Origin of the sequence: Zoogloea sp. (assembly GCF_028693495.1) — a bacterium.
GTDB lineage: Bacteria > Pseudomonadota > Gammaproteobacteria > Burkholderiales > Rhodocyclaceae > Zoogloea.
Window position 1 is genome coordinate 1 of the sequence record NZ_JAQUVG010000012.1, and the last position, 19087, is coordinate 19087.

Below are 19087 nucleotides of genomic sequence, written 5' to 3' on the forward strand. Positions count from 1 at the left end.
CCCCCGCGATCTTCACCGAAACACCCGACTCGGGGATGTCCTGCAGGTGCTCGAGGATCAGCCCGTTGAGCGTCTTGGGCCATCGATGGGCAGGTTCAGGCCCAGTTTCCGGTTGAGGGCCCGGATGTGCTGGCTGCCATCGGTGACCACCGAGCCGTCCGCACGCCACTCGAGCTTGCTGGCTCCGTCGGGCGTGCTGGTGGTGAATTTGCCGATCAGCTCCTCGATGATGTCTTCCAGGGTCACCAGGCCGAGGATCTCCCCGTACTCGTCCACCACCAGCCCGAGGCGCTCCCGGTTTTCCTGGAAGAACTGGAGCTGGGAATAGATGGGGGTGCTGGCCGGGATGAAATACGGCTTGGTCAGCATCTCCCGCAGGTCCCCCGCCGACAGGCTGTGGTCCAGGGTCTGGGCCAGCACCCGGCGCACGTGAAGGATGCCGATCACCGAGTTCATCTCCCCGTCGAACACCGGCAGGCGGGTGTGATAGCAGGTGGCCAGGTGGCCCTCGATCACGCCCAGCGGATCGGAGATGTCGAGGGCTTCGATCTGGTTGCGGGGGGTCATCACATCCTCGACGGTGATGTCCTCCAGTTCGAACAGATTGAGCAGGATGCTGCGGTGCTTGGGAGGAATGAAGGCGCCGGATTCGATGACCATGGTGCGCAGCTCCTCGGCGGACAGTGTGTGGGCTTCGCCGTCACCGTTGTTGCGGATGCGCAGCAGGCGCAGCAGTCCGGCCACGAACAGATTGACGAACCAGACCACGAAGTAGAGGCCCTTGAGCAGCCCGGTCAGTGGGTAGCTGACGACACAGGCCAGCCGGTTGGCGTGATTGGCGCCAACGACCTTGGGCGTGATCTCCGAGAACACCAGGATCATGAAGGTCACCACCAGGGTGGACAGGCCCAGCACCCACTCCTCGTTGCCCAGCAACTGGATCGTGATCACGCTGACCAGGGTGGCCGCCGCCGCATTGACCAGGTTGTTGCACAGCAGGATGATGCCCAGCAGCTTGTCGGTCCGGGCGAGGAGATCCAGGGCCAGGCGGGCCCCCCGGGAGCCGAGGTTGGCCGCCGAGCGCAGGCGATAGCGGTTGGACGCCATCATGGCCGTCTCGGCCATGGAGAAGAAGCCGGACAGCGCCAGCAGCACCACGAGGATCGTGATCTGGGCGGAGAGGGGAATGCTGTTCAAGCGAAGCTGACGGAATGACGACAAGCCAGTATTCGGCCCGTCCGGAGGCTTGTCAAGCCGCCCGGCCCAGCAGGACGTCGGCCACGAAGCGGCTGCCCACATAGGCCAGCATCAGCGCCACGAAGCCCGCGAGGGTCCAGTAGAGGGCCCTTCGGCCGCGCCAGCCCCAGGCCCTGCGGCCCACCAGCAGGGTGCCGAACAGGGTCCAGGAGATGATCGCGAAGACGGTCTTGTGGTCCAGCCGGAAGGCCCGGTCGAACAGGGCCTCGGAGAACAGGATGCCCGAGCCGAGGGTCAGGGTCAGCAGGATGAAGGCGATGCTGATCAGACGGAACAGCAGGGTTTCCATGGTCATCAGCGGCGGCAGGGCGTCGAAGGCCCGGCTCAGGCGCGCCCCGTGGAGACGCCGTTCCGCCACGGCCATCAGCATGGCGTGGAGGGCTGCCAGGGTGAACAGGCTGTAGGCCAGCATCGCCACCACGAAATGGGCCCGGAACAGGGGGGCATTGACGTTGTCGAGGAGGTGCTGGTCGGGGAAGAAGGCCGGTAACAGGGTGCACAGGGTGGCCACCGGCATGGCCAGGGTCTGCAGACCCTCCAGCCGGGAATACAGGCTCTCGATCCAGTAAAAGAGCACGGCGAGCCACAGCATCAGGGACAGGGCCAGGCTGAAGCCGAAATGGATGCCCTCCGCCGAAAAGAACAGGGAGTGGAGGGAAAAGCCGTGGCTCAGCAGGGCGAAGGCCATGATCACCCGCTCCCAGGGCAGCAGATCCAGGCGATGACCGGGCCGGGGGGCTACCCAGCGGCTATGCCAGAAGTGCACGCCGAGTGCGGCGTACAGGGAGGCGGGGAGCAGATGAAGTAGAATCGCAGGCATTCCTCAAGTTTACTCCAAGGCCTCGGTCACGAACCATCATGCTGGATAACCTTACAACCCGCCTTGCCAAAGTCGTAAAAACCCTTCGCGGTCAGGCCCGCCTGAGCGAAGACAACATCCAGGACGCCCTGCGTGAAGTCCGCATGGCCCTGCTGGAGGCCGATGTGGCCCTGCCCGTGGTCAAGGAGTTCGTTGCCCGCGTCAAGGAAAAGGCCGTCGGCACCGAGGTGCTGAGCTCCCTCACGCCGGGTCAGGCCCTGATCGGGGTCGTCCACAAGGAGCTCACCGATCTCATGGGGGGCGCCCACAGCGGCCTCAACCTCGCCACCCAGCCGCCGGCCATCATCCTGATGGCGGGTCTGCAGGGGGCGGGCAAGACCACCACCACCGGCAAGCTCGGCAAGATGCTCGTCGAACGGATGAAGAAAAAGGTCATGGCGGTGTCCACCGACGTGTACCGCCCTGCGGCCATCGCCCAGCTGCAGACCGTGTCCCAGCAGGCCGACATCGAATTCTTTCCCGCCACCCCCGACCGGAAACCCCGGGATATCGCCCGGGCGGCAGTGGACTTCGCCCGCCGGCACTACATGGATGTGCTGCTGGTGGATACCGCCGGCCGGCTCGCCATCGACCAGGTGATGATGGAGGAGATCCAGGCCCTGCATGCGGCGCTCAATCCCATCGAGACCCTGTTCGTCGTCGATGCGATGCTCGGTCAGGATGCGGTCAACACCGCCCGGGCCTTCAACGAAGCCCTGCCGCTCACCGGGGTGGTCCTGACCAAGCTCGACGGCGATGCCCGGGGGGGCGCTGCCCTGTCGGTGCGCCACGTCACCGGCAAGCCCCTCAAGTTTGCCGGTGTGGGCGAAAAGCTCGGAGGTCTGGAGGAGTTCCATCCCGAGCGGATGGCCAGCCGGATCCTCGGGATGGGCGACATCCTGTCCCTGGTGGAAGACGCCCGGCGCGGCGTGGATGAGGACAAGGCCAAGGAGTTTGCCCAGAAGCTCAAGAGCGGCAAGGGGTTCGATCTCAACGACTTCAAGGATCAGCTGGGGCAGATGAAGAAGATGGGCGGTCTGACCAGCCTGCTCGACAAGCTGCCGGCCCAGTTCGCCCAGGCTGCGGGTCAGCTCCAGGGCGGTGTCGAGGACAAGGCGGTCAGGCGTATCGAGGGCATCATCAATTCCATGACCCCGGCCGAGCGGGCCAAGCCGGAAATCCTCAAGGCGTCCCGCAAGCGTCGTATCGCCGCGGGCGCAGGCGTGACGGTGCAGGAGGTCAACCGCCTGCTCAGCCAGTTCGAACAGACCCAGAAGATGATGAAGCAGTTCTCCAAGGGGGGCATGCAGAAGATGATGCGTGCCATGAAGGGACTGATGCCGGGCGGCCTGCGCTAGGTGTCGTGAGCTCGATCTCCCTGCGTTCGCTCTGCGATCGCCTGCCCATGGGTGATGAAGCCGCCCGTGAAGCCTGTGAGGTCTGCTACCGGGCCGTCTTCGAAGCCGTTTCCGATCCGTGCCTGGTGGTCAACCGCCAGGGCCGGATTGCTTCGGCGAATCCGGCGGCCGGAAAACTCTATGGCGTCGATCCGGCGACGCTGCCTGGGCAGCCCCTGGCGGAGTTCATCGCAGAGGCCCCTCCTGCCGGGCGGCTGTTCCATGAGCGGCCCGAGACCCTGGTGGCCGCCGGTTTCCAGCGGATCGATGGCCGTCACTTCATCGGCGAGGCCAGTGTCGCCTTCATCGGAGCGAACGAGAGCGAACTGGCCATCCTGGTGGTCCGCGATGTCACCGAGGTGCGGGAAACCCGCTCCCGGGTGGAGTCCCTCCAGGCTTCCGAGCGCCTCTGGCAGTTTGCCCTCGAAGGGCATGGGGATGCGCTCTGGGACTGGAATCTGGAAAGTGGCGAGATCCACGTCAGCCCGTCCTTTCAGGCCATCATCGGATGGCCTGACGAGCGCCCTCTGCGGGGCAACGACATCTGGCCGGCCCGCATTCACCCGGATGACCTGCGTCGCGCCATGGGCGCTTTTGCCGCCCACCTGTCCGGTGCCCGGCCGATCACCGAGGTCCAGTGCCGCCTGCGTCTCGAGGACGACAGCTACCGCTGGGTCGCCGTGCGGGGCAAGATCATGGAGCGGGACGAGCAGGGCCAGGCCCGGCGCATGATCGGCTCGGTGCGCGACATCCACGACAACTTTCTCAGTGCCGAGCAGGAAAAACGCCAGCAGCGGGAACTGGAACGAGCCGCCCGCCTGATTCATCTGGGGGAGATGGCCTCGGCCCTGGCCCATGAACTCAATCAGCCCCTCACCGCCCTGCGCAATTTCAGTGCCGTGGCCCTGCGGCGTCTGGACGAACTCGGAGCGGACCCGGCGGGCCTGCGGGAGCCGCTCCAGATGATCGCTGATCAGGCCCTGCGGGCCGGTGACATCGTTCACCAGGTGCGGGGCTTCGTGCGCAAGGGGGGGCGGGTGGTGACGCCGGTGGCCATCAATGAAGTGGTGCGCAGCGTCCGCCGGCTCATGCAGTTTGATGCCCGGGCCCATGGGGTGCAGTGCCAGCTCGACCTGGCCGACGCCCTCCCGCCGGTGCTGGCGGATCAGGGGCAGCTGGAGCAGGTTCTCGGAAACCTGATCAAAAACGGCATCGACGCCATGAGCCTGATGCCCCGGGCGCGGATCCTGCGGGTGAGTACCCGGCTCAACCCTGAGGGACAGGTGGAGGTGGCCGTTGCCGACACGGGGCCCGGCCTGGCTGAGGCCGTACGGGCCGATCCCTTTGCGCCCTTCGCCACCACCAAGCCCGATGGGGTCGGGCTGGGGCTGGCCATCTGCCGCACGATCATCGAAAACCACGCGGGGCGCATGTGGGTGGAGGCGGGTGACTGCGGTGGTGCCACCTTCTTTTTCAGTCTTCCGCCGGCACCCTGAAAAAGTCCGGCAGCCGGGATGAACGTCCCCGCGCCGGAGGGTCAAACTTCATGAAAAAGGTTCTCACCGCTGTCCTTTTGCGAGGAGTCCGCCATGGCTGACAGATTGGTCTGCGTCGTGGACGATGACGATGCCGTTCGTCTCTCCATGGGTCTGCTTGTCGAAACCCTGGGGCTGCCGGTGCGCTGCTATCCGGATGCGGGCAGCTTGCTGGCCGACGAAGGCGCCTTGGCACGCGCCCACTGCCTGATCCTGGATGTGCGCATGCCTGGCCTCTCGGGCATTGGTCTGCAGGAGCGCCTGCTCCGCCTGGGCAGCACGGTGCCCATCATCTTCGTGTCGGCCCACGGCGATGTGCCGATGGTGGCCCGGGCCATGCGTGAAGGCGCCTTCGATTTTTTCCAGAAGCCCTTCAACGAACAGAATCTGCTCGACCGGGTCAATGAGGCCGTACATCTGGCGGCCCGGCGCCGGCAGGAGGATGCCTGGCAGCGGGACATCCACGCACGGCTGGATGGACTCACCCAGCGCGAGCGGGACGTCCTGGACGGCATCCTCGCCGGCCGCCTCAACAAGCAGATTGCGGAAAACCTGGGCATCAGCATGAAGACCGTGGAGCAGCACCGGGCTCGGGTCATGGAGAAGCTGCGGGTGGAGTCCCTGGCCGAACTGGTGCGCATCGTCACCCGCGCCGACCCCTGAGGGATCAGGATTTGCTCAGGGTTAACCCTGATGGAGCGGGGGGAAAGGCCGGATTTGGCTTTTCCGCCGGATTTGCGAACATGATGGCTGTTGCTGTTCGCCGTCAGGCGGACGCGTTTAAGGCCTGCTGCCCGAGCAAACCCGATAGAGGTGGGGGAGACACCCTTCAGGGCGGCATGTCGCAACCACCCAAGGATGGAGTGCCTCATGTCCGTAACGCCAATCGACCACATCAACCGTTTTCACCAGAGCGCCCTCGACCAGTGGATGGGCTTCGGTCAGCTGGTGGCTGATCAATTCGAACAACTCGCCCGCCTGCAGATTGCGGCCGGCTTTGAATCCACCCGGCGTGCCCTCGAGGCGGGCCATGCCCTGGCCGAGGTCCGCACCGCCGAAGGCCTGCTGCAGTGGCAGGGAGCCCACGTTCACCCCGGCATCGAATACGCCACCGAGGTCTCGCGTGAGCACTTCGACGCCCTGCTGGCAAGCCGCGATGTGATCGCCGAGGCCCTGCGCCAGTCGGCGGCCAACGGCACCCACCAGATCCAGGCCGGTCTGGAGCGCCTCGCCGAAACCGCCCCGGCCGGATTCGAAGCCTTCTTTGACGCCCTGCGGGGCAGCTTCCAGGCCCACCTGAACGCCATGGAGCATGCGGAGCGTCTGGGCGAGCAGGTGGACAAGCTCACCGGCGCCAGCGCCCTGGTCAGCCAGATTGCTGCTGCCCAGACGGCAGCGACCCGCGCGCCCGCGCGCCGCAAGGTGGCCTGAGTCCAGCCCGGCCGGCAGAGCCCGGCCCAAGGCGGCTGTCCACCGGCCCTCCCGGTGCTCCGCCGCCCTGCGATGGTGCCAGCCCTGGCCCGAAAATCCGGTCAGGGCTGCTACCATCGCGTCCCATGATGCTCCAGGATGATCTTCATGCCCGGGCCTACGCGGCCCTGATGGCACCCGACCCCGTCACGAAATGCCGCCTTGCCAGCACGCTCCAGGCCGACTGGCTGGACAGTGAGCGCACGCCTCCGCGCTGCAGCGCCACCCCCGTGCTCCCCGTTCCGGATGCCGGCCGTCCCGAACGCCCCGAACTGCTCCCCCACACCGATCTGCCCCGCCGCAAACCCGGAGCGCCGGGGGGCCACGCCGCCCTGCTGCACGCCATCGCCCATATCGAGTTCAATGCCATTAACCTTGCACTGGACTGCATCTACCGCTACCGGGAGCTGCCCGCCGATTACTACACCGGCTGGCTGCAGGTGGCCGTGGAGGAGGCGTATCACTTTGGTCTCATCAGCGACCGCCTGGCGGACCTGGGGCACGCCTACGGGGATTTTCCGGCGCACCGGGGCTTGTGGGACATGGCGGTCAAGACGGCAGAGGATCCTCTCATCCGGATGGCCCTGGTGCCTCGGGTGCTGGAGGCCCGGGGCCTCGACGCGACGCCGCCCATCGTCGCCAGCCTGCGCCGGATCGGTGATCAGGCCTCCATTGGGGTGCTGGACATCATCCTCCGGGACGAGATCGGTCACGTGGCCCTGGGAGACCGCTGGTTCCGCTATTTCTGCGCGCAAAGGGGGCTGGAGCCCGAGGCCACCTACCTGGAGTTGATGGAGGCCTTCGACGCCCCCTGGCCGCCCCGTCCCCTGAATGCGGAAGCCCGCCGTCAGGCGGGCTTCAGTGAGGCCGAGATCGCCCGGCTGGAGGCAGGTAAGCCCCGCCGCCCGTAGGGTACGGCGGGCCCGCGACCTTACAGCGACCCGTAGGAGTGCAGGCCCGACAGGAACATGTTGACGCCGACAAAGGCGAAGGCAGTGACCACCAGACCGACGATGGCCCACCAGGCCAGCAGCGGGCCGCGCAGGCCCTTGGTCAGGCGGATGTGCAGCCAGGCCGCGTAGTTGAGCCACACGATGAAGGCCCAGGTCTCCTTCGGATCCCACTGCCAGTAGGTGCCCCAGGCCTCGGCTGCCCACAGGGCGCCCAGGATGGTGGCGATGGTGAAGAATGCGAAGCCGATGGCGATGGCCTTGTACATCACATCGTCCAGCACCTCGGCGGGCGGCAGGCGGCTGGCCAGGATGCCTTTGCGCACCAGCAGATCGGCCACGCCGACCATCGCCGCCAGGGCAAAGGCCCCATAACCGATGAAGTTGGCGGGCACGTGCACCTTCATCCAGTAGCTTTGCAGGGCCGGGATCAGCGGCTGGATCTCCTGGGCTTCCCGGCTGAAGGTGTACCACAGCAGGAAGGCCACCGCCGCCGAGATCACCAGCAGCACGAAGGCCCCCATCCGGCGGGTGGCGTACTGGCCCTCGTAATACAGATAGAGCAGGCCGGTGATCAGCGAGAACAGCACGAAGACTTCGTAGAGGTTGCTGATGGGGATGTGCCCCACATCGGTGCCGATCAGATAACTCTCGTACCAGCGCACCAGCAGGCCGGTGGTGCCCATCAGGGTGGCCAGCCAGGTCAGGGCCGAGCCGGTTTTGTCGCCAAAGTCCGAGCGGGCGGCCAGGCCGATCCAGTAAGCGCCGGTGGCGATGAAGAAGAGGGCGCTCATCCACATGATCGCCGTCTGGCTGGAGATGAAGTACTTCAGCAGAAACACCTGCTCGGCGCGGGCCAGATCGCCCTGATAGAGGCTGAGGCTGGCCAGCGCCAGCACGGCGGCCGCGGCCAGGAACAGCCGGAAGGGCTGCCAGGCGGCTCCCAGGGCCACCAGGGCCGGGACGGTCAGGAACAGGATGCCCTTGTCGTAGACGTCCATGAAGTCGCCGTACTGGCGCAGGGCAAAGACTGCGCCACCGGCCAGGGCCAGGGCAAACAGCCAGTCCCCGGGATTCAGGCGGCTCAGGAAGGAGGAGTGACCCTTGTGGGCGATTTCCATGGCGGGAACCTCGGATTACTTGGAGACGGAAGGGGCGAGGAGGGTGGCGATGGCATCCCGGTGCTGGCGGAAGCTTTCGTCCACATCCATCGACTTGCGGTTGGAGCTTAGCGCAACCAGCGCTTCGCCGGAGTCCTTGATCAGCACGAAGAGGCGACGCTCCCGGACATACAGCATGGCGAACACCCCCAGCACCAGCAGCAGGGAGCCCAGATAGACGATCGGCTTGCCTGGCGAGCGGGTCACCTGGAGCACGGTGGCACGCACCTCCTCGAACGCCTTCAACTGGAAATAGAGGGGCGCACCGTAGTGCAGGCTGTCGCTGGTGGCGTTGAGGGTATCCCGCAGCAGGCGACCGTTGCCGCCGGTGGCTTCGGGGGCCGGCTGGCCGGACGCCGCACGGGCCATCTTCCAGGCCTCCCAGGCCGTGCCTTCGAGGATCTTGATGAACACGTCGGCGGCCTTGTCCCGTTCGCCCTCGGGAACGCTGCTCTCGATGAACCTGCCCAGACTCTCGAAGCCCCCCTGGGCAAACAGCTCCAGGCTGCGGGCGGTGGTTTCCTGCAGCCGGCTGCGGGTCTCCGGGCCGGCGTCGGCGCCCAGGGCGGCGGCGGTGAAGCGACGGGCGATTTCCTCATGCTTCGTGGGGTCCAGCAGCACCTGGCGAATCGCAAACCAGCTGTCCGGGCGGCCGTCCATGTCCATCGGAATGCGCATGAAGCGGAAGGGGGCCGAGGGTTCGGCGCGCATCCCGGACAGCAGATACCAGGCCCCGTCCTGCTGGATCGGCAGCATGTAGTTCTGGTATTCCCGGGCCTGGCCGGCCGCATCCCGCAGTTTGTACTGGATGCTGGGCCCCACGTTCTGCATGTCCTTCCGGGTGGGTGACTTGGCCCCGCTGCCCAGATTTTTCTGGAGGAGGGCGAGGGTGCCGGTCTCGGCCGGCGCCTCGTTGCTGGCCATGTTCTCGATGTTGAAGGGCTTGAAGCTCACCAGCTCCAGGGTGTATTCCAGCCCGCGGGTGCTGATCTTGAGGCTGTCCCCCACGGCGCCGCCCGTTTCGAAGGGGCTCGCCTGGCTGGCCGGGCGCAGGTCATGGCCGGTGAGCTTCAGCCGGGAGCCGCCATCCTCGAAGCTGGCCTGATACATCATGATGCCGGCGTACTCGAAAGGCTTGTTCACCTCGATGGTCTTCTCCACCGACTGGCCCGTGGCGTTGTCGGTGATGATGATGTCGCTGGCGAAGCGCTTGGGCATCCCGCTCTCGTAGTGGTCCAGATGGAATTTCTTGAGGGACACGGTAAAGGGCAGGTCCTGCAGCAGGATCCCGTCCTTCACGTTGAGGATGCCCACGTTGGCGCTCTTGCCCTCGGGGATGAACACATTGCCGCGATAGCTCCAGTTATCCACGCCGAGCCGGCTTTCCGGCCCGATCTCCGAAATCAGCTGATTGCCTGAGGTGACCTGCTTGCCGCCCAGGGCCATCTGGATCCGGAGGGGCAGGTTGCCATCGAGCAGCCCGCCCACGCAGATCAGCACGATCGCGCCGTGGGCCAGGAAATAGCCCCAGCGGGTCCAGCTGCCCTGCCTGGCCGCCAGCAGCAGGCCGTCGCTGCGCTCGTTGATGCGCAGGGCAAAGCCGGCGCGGGACAGATAGGCGCTCAGCGGTGCCCGGGCGTCGGCCGGGGGCAGGGTCGTCGTGATCCGGTCGTGGTGGGCAAACTGGGCGAGGGAGGCTTCCCTGGCGTTTTCCCGGAAGCTCCGCATGTCCTTCAGCATCGGCCGGGTCTGGCGCACGATGCAGGTGGTGGTGGAGAGCACCAGAAAGGCCAGGATCACCAGGAACCAGGCGCTGTTGTAAACCGCGTACAGGTCCAGCGCCTCGAACACCGGAAACCAGAACGGACCGAACTGGTTGAGGTAATTGTTATAGGGCTCGTTCTGCTTGAGTACCGTCCCGATGATGGAAGCAATCCCGAGAATGGTCAGCAGGCTGATCGCAAAGCGCATCGAGCTGAGCAGCTCATAGAAGGCGCGGGCAGTACTGCGGTTTCGCATGGGGCGTGGCGTGAGGGTATCGGCGTGAAGATCGGACCGGTCAGGGCAGGCCGGGTTCCGCGGTGGCGTATTTCTGGACAGCCATGAAAAAGGGGCGGCCTCAACCACCCCTTTCTTGCAGCCGCTGAGCTCCGGGCGGAGCCTTGATTCAGCGCAGGCCGGCAGCGTAGTCGGCGACTGCCTTGATTTCCGGATCGGTCATCTTGAGGGCAATCGTGCGCATCATCTTGTTGGGGTCGTTGGCCCGCTCGCCCGCACGGAAGGACTTCAGCTGGGTTTCGGTGTACTCGGCAAACTGGCCAGCCAGGCGCGGGTACTGGGCGGGCAGGCCGGCGCCGGCCGGGCCGTGACAGGCAGCGCAGGCGGGGATCCCGCGGGAGACGTCACCGGCACGCCACAGCTTCTGGCCGAGGGTGATGGAGTCCTTGTTCTTGGCAACTTCGGGCTTCAGGGTCTGGCTCGAGAAGTGGGCGGCGAGGCCCTTCATGTCGGCATCGGACAGGCCGGCAACCATGCCTGCCATGATGCCGTTGTTACGTTCGGCGGGCTGGCCGTTTTCGCCCTTGAAATTCCTGAGCTGCTTGTAGAGGTACTCCGCGTGCTGACCCGCGAGCTTCGGGTTGGCGGGGATCTGGCTGTTGCCGTCAGCGCCGTGGCAGGCGCCGCAGATCTGTTCTGCGGTCAGTTTCGCCTTGGCCAGGTCAGGTTGGGCAGCAGTCTTGTCTTGGGCCTGAACCGCGCCAGTGGCCAGAAGCAGCGAAAGCAGCAGGGAACGCTTGATCATGATGTCCTCGGAAAGCCAAGAATATGGAATGTCTCAAACCTGCTATTCTATAGCAATCCCAGTCAGTTGCGCGATGCAATACCGTCTCCCGCGCATCCCAAACACGCCCCATGCCCCTGTTCCAAAACGCCCGGTTCGAAATCTCCATTGCCAAGACCAGCGGTCTGCCGACGCCCATCGGCGCCGAGATCGCCTTTGCAGGTCGTTCCAATGCCGGCAAGTCCAGCGCCATCAACACCCTGGCCAACCATACCCGCCTGGCTTACGTGTCCAAGACCCCCGGCCGGACCCAGCTGATCAACTTTTTCCGCCTGCAGAACGGTGCGGTTCTGGTGGATCTGCCCGGCTACGGGTATGCGGATGTACCCGAGCCGGTTCGGCGCCAGTGGCAGGGCCTGCTCGAGGATTACCTCACCCGCCGGCCCAATCTGGTGGGGCTGGTCCTGATCATGGATTCCCGCCACCCGCTCAAGGATCTGGATCGGCAGATGATCGGCTGGTTCGCTCCCAGCGGCCGCCCGATCCATGTGCTGCTCACCAAAAGCGACAAGCTGACCCGCCGTGAAGCGACCGCGACCCTCGCTGCGGTGCACAAGGAGCTGACCCAGTACGGACCCCAGGTTACCGTGCAGCTTTTTTCAAGTCTCAAGAAAATCGGCACCGAAGAGGTCGAGCGGGTGGTTGGCAGCTGGCTGGCGGATCCGGCCGCCCCGGCGGAGGCGCTGCAGGCCGGCTGAGGCCGGTTGTGCTGCCCGACCGGCCGGGCAGCAGGAATCTGAATCCTGCCGTCCGGTGTGCTCAGGGCAGCTTGGGCTGGGGCACGAAGCCGAAGCGGGCCGCGACATCCTGCCGGGCGATGGGGGCCACAGGCAGCGCCAGGCCACCCCAGTGCAGGTTCAGCGGGCAGTCTGCGTCGGTGGGGTCACCCTCCAGCCTCTCGATGAAAGAGGCCAGATCCCGGTCATCCAGCAGGGCAATTCCGTGCTCCGAGTGCAGCAGCAGGTTGCCTTCCTCGTCCAGCCAAGCGCCATCCAGTCTGTTTACCGCCTGGTCCGTGTGGGTGTGCAGGGTGTCCGGCGTGGCCAGGCGCACCACCACGGGGGTGTAGTCCAGATCCACAAACACCTGCTGGGGCCCGTTTTGCACGTACCACCGGCCATCTGCCGTGGCCAGGTAGTTGCGGCCGATGAAGGCCGTGATGCCGGCATGGCGGATGGGGCCTTCCGGCACCCGCCATTCGCCCCGCCGGGACAGGCGCAGCCAGCCCGTGCATGCCGGCACGTTGGGCCATTTGGCCAGGGCGAGGCGGACGGCTTCATCCATGGGCGTCAGCTCCGTGGGTTCACCACATCTTCCACCAGGGGGCCTTCTTGTCTTCCGGCTGGGCCTGGCTCAGGAAGCGGCTCTGGGGAAAGTTCTGGCGCAGCACCCGTTCGGCATCGCTGCGCAGGTCGGCGATCTGCAGGGCGTCATAGCTCTGCATCATCATGTACAGGGCTTCTTCGGTGGCGCTTGAACCCGGAAAGTCGCGGATCACGGCCTGGGCCCGGTTGGCTGCCGCCAGATAGGCGCCGCGCTTGAAGTAATAGCGGGAGACATGCACCTCATGGTTGGCCAGGGCGCCGACCAGATAACGCATCCGCAGGGTGGCGTCCGGGGCGTAGCGGCTCTCGGGGAAGCGCTCCACCAGCTCCTTGAAGGTGTTGAACGCCTCGCGGGAGGCCTTGGGGTCCCGCTCGGACAAATCCTGGTTGGCCAGCACGCCCAGAAAACCCAGGTCTTCGTTGAAGTTGGCCAGGCCCTTCAGGTAGTAGGCGTAGTCCACATTAGGGTGCTTGGGGTGCAGCTTGATGAAGCGGTCACACGCGGCAATTGCCGAGACGGGCTCGTTCGACTTGTAGTAGGCGTAGGCCACCTCCAGCTGCGCCTGCTGGGCGAAGCGGCCATAGGGATAGCGCGCCTCCAGCTTCTCGAACATCTTGATGGCCCGGTCCCAGGCGCCGTCGGACATGGATTCCTTGGCTTCCGAGTAGAGCTTCTGGGCGCTCCAGCCAACGGTTTCGTCAGCTTTGTCGGACATGCTGCTACAGCCGGCAAGCAGGATGAAGCCGGCAAGCGTTAAACTACGCAGGGTGAAATGCGCCATTGAAGAAAACTCTTTCGAAGAAGACTGGCTCGATTATAGCCCAGTCCCCCCAACTCCTTCCCCGCAACGGGAGGTGATTCCTGCCGACTGTGCAGGGATGCGGGTGGATCTGGCCCTGGCCCGTCTGTTTCCCGAACATTCCCGCAGCCGCCTGCAGTCCTGGCTCAAGGCCGGCCGCATCCGCATTGCGGGGGCCTCCCCTGACGCCAAGACCAAGGTCTGGGGCGGAGAGACCATCGAACTCTCCGCCGAGCCTTCCGAGGCGGTGCTGGCCGAACAGCCCGAGGCCATCCCCCTCGACGTGGTCTTTGAAGATGACACCCTGATCGTCATCAACAAGCCCGTCGGCCTGGTGGTCCACCCGGGCAGCGGCAACTGGTCGGGCACCCTGCTCAACGCCCTGCTGCATCATTACCCGGCGTCCCGGGCACTGCCCCGGGCCGGCATCGTCCATCGCCTCGACAAGGACACCAGCGGACTGCTGGTGGTGGCCAGGACCCTCGAAGCCCAGACCGACCTGGTGCGTCAGCTCCAGGCCCGCAGCGTCAAGCGCCACTACTATGCCCTGGTCCACGGAGCCCCCCAGCCGAGCGGCGAGGTCAATGCCCCCATCGGGCGCCATCCGGTGCAGCGAACCAGGATGGCCGTCACCCCCGGCGGCCGCGAAGCCCTCACCCGTTACCGGGTGGTCGAGCGCTTCGAGCGGGCGACCCTGGTCGAATGCCAGCTGGCCACCGGCCGTACCCACCAGATCCGGGTCCACATGACCCACACCGGCCACCCGCTGATTGGTGACGCCACCTATGGCAAGTCGCGCAGCGCAGACCCGCGCCTCGATGCCTTTCCCCGTCAGGCCCTGCACGCCTGGCAGCTGGGCCTGATTCACCCCGCAAGCGGCGAAGTCTGTCGCTGGCAAGTTCCCCTGGCCGCCGACATGGAGGCCTTGCTGGCCGAACTGCGCAGCCCCCCGAGCCCATGACGGAAACCTTCATCAGCCCCGACTGGCCGGCACCGGTCCGGGTGCGGGCCCTGTCCACAACCCGTGCCGGCGGGGTCAGTCAGGCGCCCTATGCCAGCCTCAACCTGGGCACCCATGTGGGCGACCGGCCCGAGGCGGTTGCCGAAAACCGTCGCCTGCTGGCTGCCCATCTGCCCGCCGAGCCCTGCTGGCTCAACCAGGTCCATGGGGCGCGGGTGGTCGATGCGGCAGGCCCCGGAGGCCTGCCCGATGCCGATGCCGCCTTTGCCCGGGAGACCGGGCAGGTGTGCGCAGTGATGACCGCCGATTGCCTCCCGGTGCTCCTCTGCGACCGCTCCGGTCAGGTCGTGGCGGCGGCCCATGCCGGCTGGCGCGGGCTGCACGGCGGGGTGCTCGAAGCCACGGTGGGCGCAATGGCAGTCCCCAGTAGCCAGATCCTGGCCTGGCTCGGTCCTGCCATCGGGCCGGACGCCTTTGAGGTGGGGGAGGAGGTCCGGGCACGCTTCATGGCCCTCGATCCGGCCTCCGCCAAGGCCTTTCGCCCGGCCCCGGCCCACGGCAAATGGATGGCCGATCTCTACCTGCTGGCCCGTCAGCGCCTTGCCGCCCTCGGCGTCAGCGCTGTCCATGGCGGTGGCGCATGCACCGTCAGTGATGCCCAGCGCTTCTTCTCCTACCGGCGCGACGGCACCACTGGCCGGATGGCCAGCCTGATCTGGCTGGAGTAGGGCGCCCATTCCGGCTGCCCGGGCCGCGCCCGGGGGCATCGGCCGGATGAATCCAATCCTGCAACGCTATAATGACAAGCCTTAATTTTCGTGTAGCCCCATGACCGCCCTGACCTGGATCATCGTAATGAGTTTGGCCGGGGGCCTCATCAGCGTGCTAGTGGCGGCCGGATTCTCCTATGCCGCCCGCCCCAACTGGGTACCGGTGCTGATCAGCTACGCCATCGGGGCCCTGCTGGGGGCCGCCTTTCTCGAAGTCCTGCCCCACGCCATCGAAGCGGCCGAGAGTCCCGAGCACGCCACCATCACCATCCTGGCCGGCATCCTGCTCTTTTTCATCCTCGAAAAGCTCGTCCTGTGGCGCCACTGTCATGACGAAGGCTGCCACGGCCACGGACAGGACCACGCCGGGCACGGCCACGGGCACAGTCACGCCGGCCACGACCATGGCCGCAGCGGCCTGATGATCCTGGTGGGCGACACCTTTCACAACTTCGTCGACGGCGTGCTGATCGCCGCCGCCTTCGTCGAAAGCACCCCCCTGGGCATCGTCACCGCAATGGCGATCATCGCCCACGAGATCCCCCAGGAAGTCGGCGACTTCCTGATCCTGCTTCACTCCGGCTACAGCCGGGCCAAGGCCCTGGCCTTCAACCTGCTCTCCAGTCTGGCGACCCTGTTGGGCGGCATCCTTGCCTATTTTGCCCTGTCCCACGTCCAGGCCCTGGTTCCGGTGTTCCTCGGCCTCGCTGCCGCGAGTATGATCTACGTCGCGGTGGCCGACCTGATTCCGGGGCTGCACAAGCGAACGGAATTGCGCGCTACCATGCAACAGGTATTATTGATTGCCGCCGGCATCGCTTCCGTCGTCCTTGCCCACCCCCTCGCGGAGGGCGCGCTGGGCTGATCTGCGACGGCGGGCCGGAGTGCCGAACAGCCAGAGAAACAGGGAGAGCGGAGCAAGCCCATAGAACAAGAAGGTCAGGACCCCGCCAATGACGGTGGTCTCCGCTGCGGTGGCAAGCAGCGCCACATAAAGCCAACCAATAGCAACGATATACATATCCGGATTCTTCAGGGCCGTTGTTCTGGCCGGCAGGTCTGCGCGGCGGTCAGTTTTGGGCCGTGCAGCACTATACTGGTTCGTCCCGGTCCTGTTTCATCCGTCAGGTACAAAGGAGAGGTGGATGTCTGTAACCCCGGAGCAAACAGCGGAAGCCCTGCAAGGCATGTTCAAGTTCAGCCAGTCGCTGGCGGAAGGTTTCTTCAATTTCCTCGGCAACCACAACGCCGCGGCCCAGCAGGCCGCCCCGGCGGCCGGCAACCCCATCCCCCTGCCAGAAGCCGAAGCCCTGGCGCGCCTGCAGCAGGAACTGGCCGAAGCCCACGCCCGTCTGTGGACCACCATGGCCCAGGCCAAGCCCGGCGAAACGGTCCCGCCCCTGATCACGCCCCAGCCCGGTGACCGCCGCTTCAACGCCCCCGAGTGGTCCTCCAGCCCGTTTTACGACTACATCCGCCAGGCCTACCTGCTCAACGCCAGCTACCTGGACAAGCTGGCCGACGCCCTGCCGGTCACGGACGGCCGCAGCAAATCCCGGATGCAATTCCTCACCCGTCAGTACATCGACGCGATGGCCCCGTCCAACTTTGCGGCCACCAACCCCGAATTCATCCAGACTGCCCTCGCCACCAAGGGTGAGAGCATCACCCAGGGCATCAAGAACCTGATCGCCGACATGGAGAAGGGCCGCATCTCCATGACCGACGACTCGGCCTTCGAGATCGGCCGCAACCTGGCCACCACGCCGGGCTCCGTAATCTACGAAAACGAGCTGATCCAGCTGATCCAGTACGCCCCGATGACCGCCAAGGTCTACAAGACCCCGCTCCTCATCGTGCCGCCCTGCATCAACAAGTTCTACATCATGGACCTGCAGCCGGCCAACTCGCTGGTGCGCTTCATCGTCGAACAGGGTTTCACCGTCTTCCTCGTTTCCTGGAAAAACGCCAAGGCCGAACAGGCCCATCTGGGCTGGGACGACTACCTCGAAAAAGGCCCCATCACCGCCCTCCAGGTGGTGCGTGAAGTCACCAAGGTCGCCAAGCCCAACGTGCTCGGCTTCTGTGTCGGTGGCACCCTCCTGTCGGCCGCGCTGGCCGTCCTGCGCGGCAAGGGCGAAGACCCCGCCGAAAGCCTCACCCTCATGACCACCCTGCTGGATTTTGCCGACGCCGGCGAAATCGGCTGCCTGGTGGATGAAGCGTCCGTTGCCGCCCGCGAAGCCGCCATCGGCCGGGGAGGGGTGTTTTCCGGGCGCGAGCTGGCCCAGGTTTTCTCCAGCCTGCGCTCCAACGACCTGATCTGGAACTACGTGGTCGGCAACTACCTCAAGGGCCAGCAGCCTGAGGCCTTCGACCTGCTCTACTGGAACTCCGACAGCACCAACCTGGCCGGACCCTTCATCGCCTGGTACCTGCGCAACATGTACCTGGAGAACAACCTCCGGGTGCCGGGCAAGCTCGAGATGCTGGGCGTCAAGGTCGACATGGGCAAGGTAGACCTGCCCGCCTACCTGCTGGCCACCCGCGAAGATCACATCGTTCCCTGGACCAGCGCCTACCTGGCACGTCAGATCCTCGGTGGCGACACCACCTTCGTGCTGGGGGCCTCCGGCCACATTGCCGGCGCCATCAACCCGGCCTCCAAAAACAAACGCAGCTACTGGACCAGTGGTGCCACCGCCGCCGTTCCCGAAGAGTGGCTGGCCAGCGCCGTCGAGCACAAGGGCAGCTGGTGGGTGCACTGGATCGAATGGCTCAAGTCCCGCAGCGGCACCCAGGTGAGCGCCCGCAACAAGCCTGGCAACGCCACATACAAGGTCATCGAAGCCGCCCCCGGACGTTATGTAAAGGAAAGCGCGTAAACTACATGGCGCGCCCGGCCACAACGGGCACTTAAAAAAACTAGAAAAACGCACCGTCAGCCAAAAAAAGGGGGAGGTTGAAGGTGTTGGTGTCACCCCCGAAAAAACTGCACTAGGAGGGAAACAACATGGCACGTGTAGCACTGGTTACTGGTGGAATGGGGGGACTCGGCGAGTCCATCTGCGTCAAGCTGGCCGCGCTCGGCTACAAGGTGGTCACCACCCATTCGCCCGGCAACAGCAAGGCCGCCGAATGGCTCCAGACCATGAACAACATGGGTTACGGCTTCCGGGCCTACCCCTGTGACGTCTCCGATTTCGACTCCTGCAAGGCCTGCGTCGACCAGATCGTCAAAGACATCGGCCCCGTGGATGTGCTGGTCAACAACGCCGGCATCACCCGCGACATGACCTTCAAGCGCATGACCAAGGCGGACTGGGACGCCGTCATGAGCACCAACCTCGACAGCGTCTTCAACATGACCAAGCAGGTCATGGACGGCATGGTCGAGCGCAAATGGGGTCGTGTCATCAACGTTTCTTCGGTCAACGGTATCAAGGGGGCCTTCGGCCAGACCAACTACTCCGCCGCCAAGGCCGGCATGCATGGCTTCACCAAGGCCCTGGCCCTGGAAGTCGCCCGGCAGGGGGTTACCGTCAACACCATTTCTCCGGGCTACATCGGCACCAAGATGGTCATGGCCATTCCCCAGGAAGTGCTGGAAAGCAAGATCCTGCCCCACATTCCGGTGAGCCGTCTGGGCAAGCCTGAAGAAATCGCCGGTCTCGTGGCCTACCTCTCGTCCGAAGAGGCCGCCTTCGTGACCGGCGCCAATATTTCCATCAATGGCGGTCAGCATATGTTCTAATCGCCTG

18 protein-coding genes are annotated in these 19087 nt (G+C 65.4%); 11 read left to right on the plus strand and 7 right to left on the minus strand.

Annotated elements, in window-relative coordinates; all coding sequences use genetic code 11:
* Nucleotides 1–57: 57 nt before the first annotated feature.
* Together PHD22_RS03590 and ccsA are read right to left on the minus strand one after the other, a co-directional pair.
* A complete protein-coding gene (locus tag PHD22_RS03590) occupies nucleotides 58–1197 on the minus strand; it encodes a CNNM domain-containing protein (RefSeq protein WP_299862402.1) in 1140 nt (379 codons plus the stop codon).
* 52 nt (nucleotides 1198–1249) lie between these two features.
* The gene (gene ccsA, locus PHD22_RS03595) at nucleotides 1250–2077 is read right to left on the minus strand and encodes a cytochrome c biogenesis protein CcsA (protein WP_299862405.1); all 828 of its coding nucleotides are present in this window, start codon (nucleotides 2075–2077) and stop codon (nucleotides 1250–1252) included.
* A 38-nt stretch (nucleotides 2078–2115) separates the two neighbouring features.
* On the opposite strand from ccsA, the gene ffh reads away from it, so the two are divergent.
* The 5 genes from ffh to PHD22_RS03620 all read left to right on the plus strand — a co-directional run bounded on the left by ffh (nucleotide 2116) and on the right by PHD22_RS03620 (nucleotide 7429).
* Nucleotides 2116–3474: a signal recognition particle protein gene (gene ffh, locus PHD22_RS03600; RefSeq protein WP_299862408.1), complete on the plus strand. Its 1359-nt coding sequence runs from the start codon at nucleotides 2116–2118 to the stop codon at nucleotides 3472–3474.
* 5 nt (nucleotides 3475–3479) lie between these two features.
* Nucleotides 3480–5009: a PAS domain S-box protein gene (locus PHD22_RS03605; protein ID WP_299862411.1), complete on the plus strand. Its 1530-nt coding sequence runs from the start codon at nucleotides 3480–3482 to the stop codon at nucleotides 5007–5009.
* Between the two features lie 93 nt (nucleotides 5010–5102).
* The gene (locus tag PHD22_RS03610; protein ID WP_299862413.1) at nucleotides 5103–5711 is read left to right on the plus strand and encodes a response regulator; all 609 of its coding nucleotides are present in this window, start codon (nucleotides 5103–5105) and stop codon (nucleotides 5709–5711) included.
* Nucleotides 5712–5918: 207 nt separating this feature from the next.
* Nucleotides 5919–6479: a phasin family protein gene (locus PHD22_RS03615; RefSeq protein WP_299862416.1), complete on the plus strand. Its 561-nt coding sequence runs from the start codon at nucleotides 5919–5921 to the stop codon at nucleotides 6477–6479.
* Nucleotides 6480–6604: 125 nt separating this feature from the next.
* Nucleotides 6605–7429, plus strand: a complete 825-nt coding sequence (locus tag PHD22_RS03620) for a ferritin-like domain-containing protein (RefSeq protein ID WP_299862419.1) — start codon at nucleotides 6605–6607, stop codon at nucleotides 7427–7429.
* A 20-nt stretch (nucleotides 7430–7449) separates the two neighbouring features.
* Here PHD22_RS03620 and ccsB read toward each other — a convergent pair whose 3' ends face one another.
* The 3 genes from ccsB to PHD22_RS03635 all read right to left on the minus strand — a co-directional run bounded on the left by ccsB (nucleotide 7450) and on the right by PHD22_RS03635 (nucleotide 11431).
* Entirely contained in the window at nucleotides 7450–8589 is a 1140-nt protein-coding gene (ccsB, locus tag PHD22_RS03625) for a c-type cytochrome biogenesis protein CcsB (RefSeq protein WP_299862422.1), read from the minus strand.
* Nucleotides 8590–8604: 15 nt separating this feature from the next.
* Nucleotides 8605–10647 carry a cytochrome c biogenesis protein ResB gene (locus PHD22_RS03630; RefSeq protein ID WP_299862425.1) on the minus strand — a complete coding sequence of 681 codons (2043 nt, stop codon included), beginning with the start codon at nucleotides 10645–10647 and terminating at the stop codon, nucleotides 8605–8607.
* A 148-nt stretch (nucleotides 10648–10795) separates the two neighbouring features.
* Entirely contained in the window at nucleotides 10796–11431 is a 636-nt protein-coding gene (locus tag PHD22_RS03635) for a c-type cytochrome (protein WP_299862428.1), read from the minus strand.
* A gap of 110 nt (nucleotides 11432–11541) precedes the next feature.
* On the opposite strand from PHD22_RS03635, the gene yihA reads away from it, so the two are divergent.
* A complete protein-coding gene (yihA, locus tag PHD22_RS03640; protein ID WP_299862431.1) occupies nucleotides 11542–12168 on the plus strand; it encodes a ribosome biogenesis GTP-binding protein YihA/YsxC in 627 nt (208 codons plus the stop codon).
* A 61-nt stretch (nucleotides 12169–12229) separates the two neighbouring features.
* Here the strand turns inward: yihA and PHD22_RS03645 are convergent, their stop codons facing one another.
* Nucleotides 12230–12754 (minus strand): DUF2946 family protein, encoded by a 525-nt coding sequence (locus tag PHD22_RS03645; RefSeq protein WP_299862433.1) that lies wholly within the window; start codon nucleotides 12752–12754, stop codon nucleotides 12230–12232.
* Nucleotides 12755–12773: 19 nt separating this feature from the next.
* Nucleotides 12774–13577: an outer membrane protein assembly factor BamD gene (locus tag PHD22_RS03650; RefSeq protein ID WP_299862436.1), complete on the minus strand. Its 804-nt coding sequence runs from the start codon at nucleotides 13575–13577 to the stop codon at nucleotides 12774–12776.
* Between the two features lie 97 nt (nucleotides 13578–13674).
* Between PHD22_RS03650 and PHD22_RS03655 the strand changes: the two genes are divergently transcribed.
* The 5 genes from PHD22_RS03655 (at nucleotide 13675) to phbB (ending at nucleotide 19080) form a co-directional block, all read left to right on the plus strand.
* A complete protein-coding gene (locus PHD22_RS03655) occupies nucleotides 13675–14556 on the plus strand; it encodes an RluA family pseudouridine synthase (RefSeq protein WP_299862521.1) in 882 nt (293 codons plus the stop codon).
* On the plus strand, nucleotides 14553–15284 hold the full coding sequence (pgeF, locus tag PHD22_RS03660) for a peptidoglycan editing factor PgeF (protein WP_299862439.1): 732 nt from the start codon (nucleotides 14553–14555) through the stop codon (nucleotides 15282–15284). The genes PHD22_RS03655 and pgeF overlap by 4 nt, the downstream gene beginning before the upstream one ends.
* A 100-nt stretch (nucleotides 15285–15384) precedes the next feature.
* Complete coding sequence (locus tag PHD22_RS03665) at nucleotides 15385–16191, plus strand: ZIP family metal transporter (RefSeq protein WP_299862442.1); 807 nt, start codon at nucleotides 15385–15387, stop codon at nucleotides 16189–16191.
* Between the two features lie 280 nt (nucleotides 16192–16471).
* Nucleotides 16472–18211 (plus strand): class I poly(R)-hydroxyalkanoic acid synthase, encoded by a 1740-nt coding sequence (gene phaC, locus PHD22_RS03675; RefSeq protein ID WP_299862447.1) that lies wholly within the window; start codon nucleotides 16472–16474, stop codon nucleotides 18209–18211.
* Between the two features lie 128 nt (nucleotides 18212–18339).
* Nucleotides 18340–19080 carry an acetoacetyl-CoA reductase gene (gene phbB, locus PHD22_RS03680; protein WP_299862450.1) on the plus strand — a complete coding sequence of 247 codons (741 nt, stop codon included), beginning with the start codon at nucleotides 18340–18342 and terminating at the stop codon, nucleotides 19078–19080.
* Nucleotides 19081–19087: the final 7 nt, after the last annotated feature.